The following is a 12,214-nucleotide window of genomic DNA, read 5'->3' as shown; positions in this document are numbered from 1 at the left end:
TTTCTCGGTGGTTCGGGCGGCGCGTTCGGAATAAAGCTCGGCCGTACGCGTTTCCCCATGTATATTCAGGTGCATACAAGTAGGAGGCGCATCATGAGTGAGACGAGCAACTGGCCCGGAATGCAGTTCGGTGTCATGACGGTGAGCGACATCACCCAGGACCCCACCACGGGCAAGACGCCGAGCGAAGCTCAGCGCATCAAGGACACGCTCACGATCGCGAAGCACACCGAAGAGGTCGGCCTCGACGTCTTCGCCCTCGGCGAGCACCACAACCCGCCGTTCTGGTCGTCGTCGCCCACGACGACGCTCGCGTACATCGCGGCCCAGACCGAGCGACTCATCCTCACGACCTCGACGACGCTCATCACCACGAACGACCCGGTGAAGATCGCCGAGGACTTCGCGATGCTGCAGCATGTCTCCGGCGGTCGCGCCGACCTCATGCTCGGCCGCGGCAACACCGGACCGGTGTACCCCTGGTTCGGTAAGGACATCCGGCAGGGTCTGCCGCTGACCATCGAGAACTACGACCTGCTCCACAAGCTGTGGCGTGAAGACGTCGTCGACTGGGAGGGGAAGTTCCGCACTCCGCTGCAGGGCTTCACCTCGACCCCGCGTCCCCTCGACGGGGTGCCCCCGTTCGTGTGGCACGGTTCGATCCGCACGCCCGAGATCGCCGAGCAGGCCGCGTACTACGGCAACGGGTTCTTCGCGAACAACATCTTCTGGCCCAAGGAGCACTACCAGCGCCTCATCACGCTGTACCGCGAGCGTTTCGCCCACTACGGCCACGGCACACCGCAGCAGGCGATCGTCGGCCTCGGCGGCCAGGTGTTCATGCGCGCCAACTCGCAGGACGCGGTGCGCGAGTTCCGCCCGTACTTCGACAACGCGCCGGTCTACGGTCACGGCCCGAGCCTCGAGGACTTCAGCGAGATGACCCCGCTGACCGTCGGCTCGCCGCAGCAGATCATCGACCGCTACGCCGCGATGCGCGAGACGTTCGGCGACTACCAGCGTCAGCTGTTCCTCATCGACCACGCGGGTCTGCCCACCAAGACCGTGCTCGAGCAGCTCGACATCCTCGGTTCCGAGGTCGTGCCGGTGCTGCGCAAGGAGCTGCAGAAGAACCGTCCGGCCGAGGTGCCCGACGCGCCCACGCACGCCAATCAGGTCGAGAAGATCTACGCCGGTGCGGCCCCGCGACAGGCGGTTCCGGGCGCGAACCGGGGCGACAACATGGTCGCGGGCAGCCCGTACCAGGATGCCGCGCCTCGCTCGGGCAGTGCCTTCGGTGCGGCCGCGACGAAGATCGGCGCGTGATGTCCGCCGCTCGCCGCATCGCCGTCGTCACCGCCGGGTTGTCGACGCCGTCATCGACCCGCATGCTCGGCGACCGGCTCAGCCACGCCGTACTCGCGGAGCTGCGTGAGCGCGGGATCGACGCGACGGCCGACGTGTTCGAGCTGCGCGACTACGCGCACGACCTCACCGACAACCTCCTCACCGGTTTCGCCCCGCCCGCCCTCGAGCAGATGATCAACGCGGTTGTCTCGGCCGACGGGATCATCGCGGTCACGCCGATCTTCTCCACCAGCTACTCGGGGCTGTTCAAGTCGTTCATCGACGTGCTCGACCCGCAGGCGCTCGCGGGAACCCCCGTGCTGATCGGCGCGAACGCCGGCACGGCTCGGCACTCGCTCGCGATCGACTACGCGATCCGCCCGCTCTTCACCTACCTGCACGCCAACCCCGTGCCGACCGGTGTGTTCGCGGCATCCAGCGACTGGGGTGCGAATGCCGACGAGGTCGCTCCGCTCGGCTCGCGCGTCGACCGCGGCGCGCGGGAGCTCGCGGATGCCATCGCCGCTCGCGAACCCGTCCGCGACGCCGACCCGTTCGACCCGTCGTCCTACCTCGGCGAGGGCCGTTCGTTCGGGCACCTGCTGGGTGGTCTGTCGGGGGAGTGACCCCGTGATGAAGCCCCGTCGCCCGCTGGTGCGGGTGGCGGGGTTTCGTGCTGCCCGGGGTGGGGTGGTGAGGACTCGCCCGGGGTCTGTCGGCATCGGGTTCGGGGTTGAGGCTGTCCGAGGCGCGGGCGGGGCGCGGCGCGGCGCGTGGTGAGGGATTCGCGCAGGCTCAGTCGTGGTTCGGGGTTTCGGGCTGAGGTTGTGCGGATCGCTGAGGTTATGCCCGGCGAGGGTGCCGGCATGGCGCAGGGCGAGCTATTCGCGCAGGCTCAGTCGTGGTTCGGGGTTTCGGGCTGAGGTTGTGCGGATCGCCGAGCGTGGGCCCGAGAGCCGCGGGCGCCGACCTAGGGTGGACCCGAGCAGAAGGAGACGGAATGGATGCCGCGCAGTGGGACGAGCGATACCGCGCCTCCGCCGGGGGAGTCTGGGCCACGCAGCCCCCCGCCGTCGTACGCGAGATCGCCGCGGCCCTCACCCCGGGAGCGGCGATCGACGTCGCGACCGGCGACGGCCGCACCGCACTCTGGCTCGCGGACCGTGGGTGGGCGTGCACGGGCGTCGACTTCTCGAGCGCGGGCCTCGCGCTCGCCGCAGCGCGGCCCGGGGGCGACTCCGTCACCTGGACGACCGCGGACGTACACGACTGGCATCCCGAGGCCTTCGTCGACCTCGTCGTCTCGTGCTACCTGCACCTACCCGACAGTGCGGCGGCCGTCGCGCGCATTGCCGACTGGGTGGCGCCCGGCGGCACCCTGATCGTCCTCGGCCACGACGTCGAGAACATCGCCGCTGGCGGGCACGGGCCGAGCGACCCGACCATCCTCTACTCGCCCGAACTGCTGCGCGGAGCACTCGACGACCGCTTCCGCATCGAGCGCTGCGAGCGGGTCACCCGGACGAGCGCCGACGCTGAGCTGCGCGACGGCCACTCCGCCGCAGCGATCGACACGCTGCTGCACGCGGTGCGGGTCCGCTAGGTCGCGCGGGCGCGACCGCCGGGCACCGCCACCCGGGACAGACTCACCGGCGGCCGGGCCGGAAGGGCTTGTGTCGGTCGGCGAACACGTAGGCGACCCCGACGGCGAGCAGCAGAACGAACACGAAGGCGATCGACCCGATGATCTCGGCCAGCGGCGCCTGACTCGGGTCGAGGAACGGGTACGGGTAGTTGCTGGGCTTCGGGGCGAAGCCGGTGAACCGGGGGTCGAAGAAGGCTCCGCGGATCATCGTGTACACCAGCCACGCCACCGGCCACCCGAGGAAGGCGAGATCGCTCCAGCGGAAGGACTGGCGGGGTTCGACGACGAGGAAGCCGACGAGCGTCAGCAGCGGTGCCGCGTGGTGGAAGACCTGGTTGTACAGCGCCGCGAGTCCGGTCAGGTGCACGGAGCGCGCGAGGAAGAGCACGTACACGATGCCCGTGACGGTGATGCCGACCAGGGCCGCGAGCCGGAGAAGCCGCCACCACGTGGCTCCCAACGGGCGCGGTCGTGCGCAGAGGATCGCGGAGGTGACCAGGACGAGGACGTTCGACTGGATGGTGAAGTAACTGAACGTGTTCGCGAGACTCCGCCCCTCGGACGCCGTGAGGATGCACTGGGCGATGAGGGTCACGAGCAGTCCCACGGCGAGGGTGCCGAAGTACCCGCGCACCGCGAGGCGACGCCCCCGACTCATCGGCGGGAGGCGTACGCCCGTCGGGGTGAAGCCGCTCACGCGCTCATGCTAGGACGCGCCGCCCCGGCGTCATAGGCCCGTGCGCACCGCCCGGGTCTCACCACACGATATCGGCGACCCCCCGGAGCTCTCGCGCCGCAACCGGCCGCAGTCCCCGTCGCACGAGGGTGTCGGCACCGGCCAGCGCCCCGACGTCGATGCCGGCCTCGCCCGCGATCTCGGCGATCGGCACCTGGAACGTGCGGAACGCCCCGAGCGGGGGAACCACGAGCCCCTGCCGGGTGTCGACGAGGTCGCTCTGATCGAGCACGAACCCGGCCGCGCCGAGAGAGTCGCCCTGGCGCCACGCGGCGATCTTCCAGAACCTCAGCGGCACGTGGATGCCGCGATACGGCGGGTCGTCGCCCCCGAGCACCGGTGCCGTGAACACCGCGAGACGCTGATCGGTCGACTCGGCGTAGGCGATCACGTGGTCTTCGAGGCCGAGCCACAGCTCTTTCGACTGATTGAACCCGGCCGCTTGCGGAGCGGCGTTCGTGTAGAAGAACGTCGCTTCGGTGGCATCCTGAGCCTCATCCGCCGAACCCCAGCCGGGGTCGCGGCGCCGCACGAGATGACCGCGGTCGAGGTCGTTGCGGCTGTAGATCTCGGGGCCCGCCTGCGCCGAGGCCGGAACCCGCGGATCGAGCCGCCATTCGCCGGTGCGCGGCTGCTCGCGCAAGGAGGCACCGTCGATCACCACGCCGGTGACGGCCGCGAACCGGCGCTCCTGGTCGAGCAGCACCGAGAAGCGCGGGTAATCGAGACGCGTCGTCGCGCGGTCGGGGGAGGGGAGGGGCAGGCGGATGCCGAGGAAGTCGGGGTCGTAACCGTCGCTCATGCACTCATCGTGCCGCGGACCTCCGACATCGCGACAGACTGGGGCGATGGAACAGCTCGTGAAGACCCGCGACGACGCCCCCGCCGGCTTCTTCGCCGCGGAGGCGGCAGGTCTGCGGTGGCTTTCCGACGCCGGAGGCGCCCGCACGGTGCGGGTCGTCGACGTCGGCGATGACCGCATCGCCCTCGAGCGCGTCGCCGAGACCGCCCCCACGTCGACCTCCGCCGCGGCCTTCGGTGCGGCGCTCGCCGCCACGCATGCCGCCGGGGCCGAGGCCTTCGGGTCGCCGCCGCCCGGGTGGGAGGGCGGGATCTACATCGGACGACGCCCGCAGCCCGCCGACCCGACCCCGAGCTGGGGAGCGTTCTACGCCGCTCAGCGCGTCGAGCCCTTCGTTCCGATCGCCGTCGCGGTCGGCAACCTGTCGGCATCCGGGGCCGAGGTCGTCGCTCGAGCCTGCGCCCTGATCGCGGACGGCGCCTTCGACGACGACGAACCGCCCGCGCGCCTGCACGGCGACCTGTGGGCCGGGAACGTGCTGTGGTCGGGCGAGGGCGTCGTGCTCATAGACCCGGCGGCGCACGGCGGCCACCGCGAGACCGACCTCGCGATGCTCGCGCTGTTCGGGTGCCCGTTCCTCGAGCAGATCCTCGCCGCGTACGACCGCGCGCACCCGCTGCGCGACGGGTGGCGCGAGCGCGTGCCCCTGCATCAGCTGCACCCCCTGGCGGTGCACGCCGCGGGCCACGGTCCCTCGTACGGCCGGGCGCTGGTCGACGCCGCGGAGCAGACGCTCGCACTGGCCTGAGCGCCGGGGTGCCGGCATCCGGGATCTCGGAGAAATGCGCAAATCTCGCAGTTTCCCGCGGCAGGGGTGCGAGATTCTCGACATTCTGCGAACTCACGCCCCCCGCGCCGCCGCCCGCCGCGCGAGCACGAGGTCGATCCCCACGCCGATCCCCACCGCCAGCGCGATCGACACCGCCACCGCCACCACGGGTCCGCCGGGCACCAGCGCCGCCACGACCGCGCCGATCACGGCCTGATACGCCGCCCAGGCCAGCGCCGCGACCGCCGCGACTCCGAGGTAGCGCACCGGATTCACCCGGGCAGCGCCCGCGGCGAGGTTCACCGCGAGACGGGCGAACGGCACGAAGCGCGCCGTGAAGAGCACGACGGCGGCGTTGCGTTCGAGCCGCGCCCGCGCCCAGTCCAGGGCGGCCGAGACGCGCGGTCCGCGCATCCATGCCCATCGCTCGACGCCCACGAGGCGTCCGACCAGGTAGCAGCACGCGTCACCCGCGAACGCCGCAGCCCCCGCGACGAGGATCACTCCGGCCAGCGGCGGCGTCCCGTGCGACACGGCCAGGGCTCCGAACGCGGTGACCGCCGCCTCGCCCGGGATCACCACGAGGAACGCGTCGGCGAAGACCAGCACTGCCATGCCGAGCAGGGCCCAGGGGCTCGCCGCGATCGCCTGCAGCCAGGCGTCGACTCCGTCCATCCCGTCACTCTCCGCCGCCGATCGAGACGCCCCGCCGACGCGGGAGTGACGCCCGACGGAGCATCCGGTGAACATCGCGAACGTCGGCGCCCGCGAGCCCGTCGCGCACCCCACCCTGGTCACGTGAGAGTCGCGCTGCTGGCCGAATCCTTCCTCCCGCACATGAACGGGGTCACCGGTTCCGTTCTCCATGTCCTGCGCCATCTGGCGGAGGCGGGCCACGAGACGCTCGTGATCGCCCCTCGATCCGGCGACGTCACCGCCGACCTGCACGGAGCCCGCACCGAACTGCTGCGATCGGTGCCCCTGCCCTCGTACCCCGAGGTGCGGGTGGTGTTCGCCCGCGCGGCCCGCCTGGGCGCGCTGCTGCGCGAGTTCGATCCGGACGTCGTGCATCTGGCATCCCCCTTCGTCCTCGGCTGGCAGGGGCTCGCCGCCGCCGACGCCCTCAAGATCCCCTCGGTCGCGGTCTACCAGACCGACGTCGTCGCGTATGCGCAGAAGTACGGTCTCCCGCAGGCCACGGCCCTCGTCGCCGGACACGTCGCTCGCCTGCACCGCCGCGCGACCCTCACGCTCGCACCCTCGTCGGCCTCGACTCGCCAGCTCGAGAGGCTGGGCGTGGACCGCATCCGCCGATGGGGGAGGGGAGTGGATGCCGTGCGCTTCGCCCCCGGGCACCGCGACGAGGCGTGGCGGGCGCGAATCGCCCCGAACGGCGAACGCATCGTCGGGTACGTCGGCCGCCTCGCGCCCGAGAAGCAGGTCGACGACCTGCGCGCTCTCGCCGATCTGCCCGACACCCGCTTGGTGATCGTGGGCGACGGGCCGTCGCGTCCGGCGTTGGAGAAAGCGATCCCGGATGCCGTGTTCACCGGCCACCTGGGAGGTGCAGAGCTCGCGTCGACCCTCGCGGGCTTCGACGTCTTCGTGCACCCGGGGGAGAGCGAGACCTTCGGTCAGACGATCCAGGAGGCCCTCGCGAGCGGCGTGCCGGTGGTGGCCACGGGCGTCGGCGGGCCGCTGGATCTCGTGCGATCGAGCGTCGACGGCTGGTTGTACAAGCCCGGCGACCTCGACGACCTGCGGGCCCGCGTCGCGGACCTCGTCGGCGACGAGGCGAAGCGCCGCGCCTTCGGCCGCGCGGCCCGCGGTTCGGTGGAGGGGGGGACGTGGGCGGCCCTGACCGGGGCTCTCGTCGAGCACTATCGGGATGCCATCGCCCTCCGCCGCGTCGACGACAGCCTGCTGCGGCGCGGGGGTCCGCGACCGTCGGGCACCGTGGCATCCCGGAGTCGAGGGGGATGGACGCGCTTCGTGGCGCTCGGGGACTCGCTCACCGAGGGGCTGTGCGACGCGTCGCGCATGCCGTCGGGACAGTTCCGCGGGTGGGCCGATCGGCTGGCCGAGCTGCTCGCGGGCACGACCGACCAGGGGCCGTTCCGCTACGCCAACTTCGCCGTGCGCAGCCGCCGTGTGCGCCACCTGATCGACGAGCAGATCCCGGCCGCTCTCGCCCTCGAGCCCGATCTCGTGTCGATCCTCATCGGGGCGAACGACCTCGTCGGCCCCGCCCCGGTGCTCGCGGCGCTGGTGGCCGAGGTCGAGTCGGCGGTGCGGGCGGTGCGCCGGACGGGTGCCGACGTCGTGCTGGTGACGACGTTCCTGCCGCGTCGTCCCGCTGCGCGCGTGTTCGCGCGGCGCTTCGCGGCGTACAACGTGCACCTGCGCCGGATCGCGGCGGAGCAGGGGGCGATCCTTCTCGATCTCGAGGCCGTGGGCGAGATCGGAGACGCGCCGATGTGGGCCGACGACCTCGTGCACCTGAGCTCCGCCGGCCACCGCCTCGTCGCGTATCGCGCGGCGGAGGCGCTGGGCGTGCCGGACGCGCGGGCGCTGCTCGGGCTCGACGAAGCCCTGCACGCCGACGACGGCGATCGGCCGCGCGGAACCTGGCTTACGCGCGACGCCCTGCCGTGGGTGTGGCGGCGCGTGCGCGGGCGCACCGCCGGCGACGGGATCGTCGCCAAGCACGCCGGCTACGTCGAGCTGCCGACCAGAGGCGACCGTGAGCGCGCGGACGCGGTGTGAGGCTCGACGCCCGGTCTCGGTGCGCGAGATCGCACGATTCGCACGAGCGCGCACGATCGCGCGCCGCAGGTCCGCGTGCTCTCGTGCGGGACGTGTGATCTCGGCCGGGGTTCAGTACCAGCCGGTGCGCTGGGAGTGATCCCACGCCCCGCACGGCGAGCCGTACCGCGAGCTGATGTACGACAGCCCCCACGAGATCTGGGTGACGGCGTTCGTGCGCCAGTCGAGCCCCGCGGATGCCATCTTGTCTCCGGGGAGCGCCTGAGGGATGCCGTAGGCACCGCTGCCCGCGTTATAGGCGTCGGCGCGCCAGCCCGATTCGCGATTCCAGAGGGAGACGAGGCACGAGAACTGGTCCTCGCCCCAGCCGTAGCGGCCGATCGCGCCGCGGGCTGCGGAGCGCGCCTCGCTCGGGCTCATGATGGGCCCCGCCGGGGCGGTGGAGCCCGCACCCGAGCCGTCGTTGTTTCCGCCGCTGTTTCCGCCGCTGCTTCCGGAGCTGCTCCCGCCGCCGCTCGCTGAGCCGCCGTTCGAACCGCCGCCGGAGCCGCCGCTGTTCGAGCTGCCGCCGGTCGAGCCGCCGCCGTTCGAACCGCTGCCGTTCGCGCCGGAGCCGCCCGTGCCGCCCGACGCACCGCCGCCGGACGCCGCGCCGCTTCCGGCCGCGGCCCCCGCCGACCCGCCCGCCTGCGCGGCATCGCGCTGGATCTTCTCCTGCTCGCGCGCCGCCCGCTCCTGGGCGGCGGTGGTCTCGCGCAGAGCCGCGAGCTGGGCGTAGAGGTCGTCGAGTCGCGCCTGGGCCTCGCGCACGGTCACCGCCTCGGCGTCGGCGTCGCTCTGGGCGGTGGCGGCCGTGGTCTGCGCGTCAGCGGCGAGACGCGACGCCTCCTCCCGAGCCCGCTCGGCCTGATCCCGCAGCGACGAGGCGACGCCGGCGGCGCTGCGGGCCCGGCCCGCGGTGCGCGCGGCGACCTCGGACACGCGATCCAGGATGCCGAGCCGCTCGAGCAGGGAGTCGGGATCGGCGTCCGTGAGCACTTGCGCGACGAGCGGGCCCTCTCCGACCGTGCGGTACAGCCGTGCCGCGCTCAGGCCCGCGGCCGCCGTGGTCGAGGTCTCGGCAGCGTCGGCCGCGGCGCTCTGCGCCTCGAGCTCGGCCGCGCGCTGAGCCGTGGTCTCGGCCTGCAGGCGGGTCCGCTCGGCGACGGCCGACGCCTCGAGCGCACGACGCGAGGCCTGCGCGGCGGTGCTCTCCGCGGCATCCAATTCCTGTTTCACCCGGTCGACGGCGTTCTGGTCCACGGCCGCGAGAGGGTGCGCCGACCCGGTGGAGAGGGGGGTCGCCGCGGCGGGGACGGGGGCGAGGGCCGCGCCGACCACGACGCACGCGAGAAGCGTGTGACGGATGCGACGGATGGGACCCATGAGGTCACGGTAGAGCACGAGACCCCGAGTCGCCCACCCCTGGAGGGTGGTCGCTGATAGGGTGAAGGGGAATGCCGTCTTGGCATCCGCTCAATTGCATATGAGCTCACGGAGCAGGCCGGCAGACGCTGGTCCCCTGTGGTGGACTCCCCGTCGGATCGCCGGGTGGTCGTCTACTGGTGGCCAGTCGCCGGGATTTCCGGGCCGACTCGTCGGCGCGCCCTTTCTGTCTGTTCCTGCTCCTTCGCATGTCAGCTCGCCGCTCACACGGGGCGGCGAGCCTAAACAAAGAAGGAGGGACCTCTTGGAAGGTCCAGAAATCACCGCCGCTGAAGCCGTTCTCGACAACGGCCGTTTCGGCACCCGTACCGTCCGGTTCGAGACCGGACGCCTCGCTCAGCAGGCTCAGGGCGCTGTCGCCGCCTACCTCGACGAGGAGACCATGCTCCTGTCGGCCACCAGCGCCGGCAAGCACCCGCGTGAAGGATTCGACTTCTTCCCGCTGACCGTCGACGTCGAGGAGCGCTCGTACGCCGCCGGCAAGATCCCCGGCTCGTTCTTCCGCCGCGAGGGTCGCCCCTCGACCGAGGCCATCCTCGTGTGCCGCCTCATCGACCGCCCGCTGCGCCCGTCGTTCGTCGACGGCCTCCGCAACGAGGTCCAGATCGTCGTCACCGTGCTCTCGATCGCTCCGGGCGAGTTCTACGACGCGCTCGCGATCAACGCGGCCTCGATGTCGACCCAGATCTCGGGTCTGCCCTTCTCGGGTCCCATCGCCGGTGTGCGCCTCGCGCTCATCCCCGGCCAGGGCGAGCACGCCGACCAGTGGGTCGCGTTCCCGACCGTCACCCAGCTCGAGGACGCCGTCTTCGACCTGATCGTCGCGGGCCGAGTGCTCGACGACGGCGACGTCGCGATCATGATGGTGGAGGCCGAGGCCACCGAGGGCAGCTGGAACATGATCAAGGGCGGCGCGACCAAGCCCAACGAGCAGGTCGTCGCCGAGGGCCTCGAGGCCGCCAAGCCCTTCCTGCGTCAGCTCGTCGACGCGCAGAACGAGGTCGCTCGCACCGCCTCGAAGGAGATCCAGTCGTTCCCGGTCTTCCCGGCCTACAGCCAGGAGACCTACGACTTCGTCGCCGGTCGCGCCTACGACCGTCTGGTGCCGGTGTACCAGATCGCCGACAAGCAGGAGCGCCAGAACGCCGACGACGAGGTCAAGACCTCGGTCAAGGAGCAGCTGCTCGCCGCCGTCGAGTCGGGTGAGCTGCCCGCCGTCGCGACGCTGGAGTTCAACGCCGCATACAAGTCGGTCACGAAGACGATCGTGCGCGGTCGCATCCTCAGCGAGGGTGTCCGCATGGACGGCCGCGGCGTCGCCGACATCCGTCCGCTCGACGCCGAGGTGCAGGTCATCCCGCGCGTGCACGGCTCGGCGATCTTCCAGCGCGGCGAGACCCAGATCCTGGGCGTCACCACGCTGAACATGCTCAAAATGGAGCAGCAGATCGACTCGCTCTCGCCCATCACGAGCAAGCGCTACCTGCACCACTACAACTTCCCGCCGTACTCGACCGGTGAGACCGGTCGCGTGGGTTCGCCGAAGCGTCGCGAGATCGGTCACGGCTTCCTGGCCGAGCGCGCGCTCGTTCCGGTGCTGCCCAGCCGCGAGGAGTTCCCCTACGCGATCCGTCAGGTGTCCGAGGCCCTCGGCTCCAACGGCTCGACGTCGATGGGCTCGGTCTGCGCCTCGACCCTGTCGCTGCTGAACGCGGGTGTGCCTCTTCGCGCCCCCGTCGCCGGTATCGCGATGGGCCTCGTCACCGACGAGGTCGACGGCCAGACGCGCTACGCCGCCCTGACCGACATCCTGGGCGCCGAGGACGCGCTGGGCGACATGGACTTCAAGGTCGCCGGTACCTCGGAGTTCATCACCGCGATCCAGCTCGACACCAAGCTCGACGGCATCCCGTCGTCGGTGCTGGCCGCAGCCCTCACCCAGGCCAAGGAGGCTCGCCTCACGATCCTCAACGTCCTGAATGCCGCGATCGACGCTCCCGACGAGATGGCGCCCACCGCGCCCCGCGTCATCAGCGTGCAGATCCCGGTCGACAAGATCGGTGAGCTCATCGGGCCCAAGGGCAAGACGATCAACTCCATCCAGGACGAGACCGGCGCCCAGATCTCGATCGAGGACGACGGCACCGTGTACATCGGCGCGACCGACGGCCCCTCGGCCGAGGCCGCCCGCGCTCAGGTGAACGCGATCGCCAACCCGACCAACCCCGAGGTGGGCGAGCAGTTCCTCGGAACCGTCGTAAAGATCGCGACCTTCGGTGCGTTCGTCTCGCTGCTTCCCGGCAAGGACGGCCTGCTGCACGTCAGCGAGGTCCGCAAGCTCGCCGGTGGCAAGCGCGTCGAGAACGTCGAAGACGTGCTCTCGGTCGGCCGCAAGATCCTCGTGCGCATCACGAAGATCGACGACCGCGGCAAGCTGTCGCTCGAGCCCGTGCTCGACGAGGACGCCACCACGCCCGAGCCTGCCGACACGCAGAGCTCGGCCGCGGCGAGCGAGGGCCCCGAGGCTCCCGCCGAGGGCTGATCCTCTCGTCACCGGATGCCCGTCCCGCCGCGCGCGGGGCGGGCATCCGCCGTGTGACGGAA

Annotated in this window: 10 protein-coding genes; 6 read left to right on the top strand and 4 right to left on the bottom strand. The window is 71.5% G+C overall.

Translation table 11 applies throughout. The features are described 5' to 3' along the window. Positions 1-93 precede the first annotated feature (93 nt). The 3 genes from F9B98_RS01355 to F9B98_RS01345 all read left to right on the top strand — a co-directional run bounded on the left by F9B98_RS01355 (position 94) and on the right by F9B98_RS01345 (position 2,950). Positions 94-1,326 (top strand): LLM class flavin-dependent oxidoreductase, encoded by a 1,233-nt coding sequence (locus tag F9B98_RS01355; protein WP_150951815.1) that lies wholly within the window; start codon positions 94-96, stop codon positions 1,324-1,326. Continuing rightward, entirely contained in the window at positions 1,326-1,973 is a 648-nt protein-coding gene (locus tag F9B98_RS01350) for an FMN reductase (RefSeq protein ID WP_150955726.1), read from the top strand. Before F9B98_RS01355 ends, F9B98_RS01350 begins: the two co-directional genes overlap by 1 nt. 374 nt (positions 1,974-2,347) lie before the next feature. Continuing rightward, the gene (locus F9B98_RS01345) at positions 2,348-2,950 is read left to right on the top strand and encodes a class I SAM-dependent methyltransferase (protein ID WP_150951812.1); all 603 of its coding nucleotides are present in this window, start codon (positions 2,348-2,350) and stop codon (positions 2,948-2,950) included. Positions 2,951-2,993: 43 nt separating this feature from the next. Here F9B98_RS01345 and F9B98_RS01340 read toward each other — a convergent pair whose 3' ends face one another. Together F9B98_RS01340 and F9B98_RS01335 are read right to left on the bottom strand one after the other, a co-directional pair. Continuing rightward, positions 2,994-3,689 carry a Pr6Pr family membrane protein gene (locus F9B98_RS01340; RefSeq protein WP_150951809.1) on the bottom strand — a complete coding sequence of 232 codons (696 nt, stop codon included), beginning with the start codon at positions 3,687-3,689 and terminating at the stop codon, positions 2,994-2,996. 58 nt (positions 3,690-3,747) lie between these two features. Further along, the gene (locus F9B98_RS01335) at positions 3,748-4,530 is read right to left on the bottom strand and encodes a DNA/RNA non-specific endonuclease (protein ID WP_191966616.1); all 783 of its coding nucleotides are present in this window, start codon (positions 4,528-4,530) and stop codon (positions 3,748-3,750) included. A 46-nt stretch (positions 4,531-4,576) separates the two neighbouring features. On the opposite strand from F9B98_RS01335, the gene F9B98_RS01330 reads away from it, so the two are divergent. Continuing rightward, a complete protein-coding gene (locus F9B98_RS01330) occupies positions 4,577-5,338 on the top strand; it encodes a fructosamine kinase family protein (RefSeq protein ID WP_150951803.1) in 762 nt (253 codons plus the stop codon). 93 nt (positions 5,339-5,431) lie between these two features. Here F9B98_RS01330 and F9B98_RS01325 read toward each other — a convergent pair whose 3' ends face one another. Then, entirely contained in the window at positions 5,432-6,034 is a 603-nt protein-coding gene (locus F9B98_RS01325; RefSeq protein ID WP_150951800.1) for a DedA family protein, read from the bottom strand. A 123-nt stretch (positions 6,035-6,157) separates the two neighbouring features. Here F9B98_RS01325 and F9B98_RS01320 point away from each other — a divergent pair, with 123 nt between their 5' ends. Then, entirely contained in the window at positions 6,158-8,125 is a 1,968-nt protein-coding gene (locus tag F9B98_RS01320) for a GDSL-type esterase/lipase family protein (RefSeq protein ID WP_150951797.1), read from the top strand. Between the two features lie 111 nt (positions 8,126-8,236). Here F9B98_RS01320 and F9B98_RS01315 read toward each other — a convergent pair whose 3' ends face one another. Next, entirely contained in the window at positions 8,237-9,550 is a 1,314-nt protein-coding gene (locus tag F9B98_RS01315; RefSeq protein ID WP_150951794.1) for a coiled-coil domain-containing protein, read from the bottom strand. A gap of 304 nt (positions 9,551-9,854) precedes the next feature. Here F9B98_RS01315 and F9B98_RS01310 point away from each other — a divergent pair, with 304 nt between their 5' ends. Beyond that, on the top strand, positions 9,855-12,152 hold the full coding sequence (locus tag F9B98_RS01310) for a polyribonucleotide nucleotidyltransferase (protein WP_150951791.1): 2,298 nt from the start codon (positions 9,855-9,857) through the stop codon (positions 12,150-12,152). Positions 12,153-12,214: the final 62 nt, after the last annotated feature.

The sequence above is a fragment of the Microbacterium testaceum StLB037 genome (assembly GCF_008763945.1).
GTDB classification, from domain to species: Bacteria; Actinomycetota; Actinomycetes; order Actinomycetales; family Microbacteriaceae; genus Microbacterium; species Microbacterium testaceum_G.
The sequence above is the reverse complement of the archived record's forward strand: the minus strand, read 5'-3'. Positions and strand labels throughout refer to the sequence as shown.

Excerpts from the sequence above, each read along its gene's own strand:
- F9B98_RS01330 (WP_150951803.1), top strand. The coding sequence starts at position 4,577 with ATGGAACAGCTCGTGAAGACCCGCGACGACGCCCCCGCCGGCTTCTTC.
- F9B98_RS01325 (WP_150951800.1), bottom strand. The coding sequence starts at position 6,034 with ATGGACGGAGTCGACGCCTGGCTGCAGGCGATCGCGGCGAGCCCCTGG.
- F9B98_RS01335 (WP_191966616.1), bottom strand. The coding sequence starts at position 4,530 with ATGAGCGACGGTTACGACCCCGACTTCCTCGGCATCCGCCTGCCCCTC.
- F9B98_RS01345 (WP_150951812.1), top strand. The coding sequence starts at position 2,348 with ATGGATGCCGCGCAGTGGGACGAGCGATACCGCGCCTCCGCCGGGGGA.
- F9B98_RS01350 (WP_150955726.1), top strand. The coding sequence starts at position 1,326 with ATGTCCGCCGCTCGCCGCATCGCCGTCGTCACCGCCGGGTTGTCGACG.
- F9B98_RS01355 (WP_150951815.1), top strand. The coding sequence starts at position 94 with ATGAGTGAGACGAGCAACTGGCCCGGAATGCAGTTCGGTGTCATGACG.
- F9B98_RS01315 (WP_150951794.1), bottom strand. The coding sequence starts at position 9,550 with ATGGGTCCCATCCGTCGCATCCGTCACACGCTTCTCGCGTGCGTCGTG.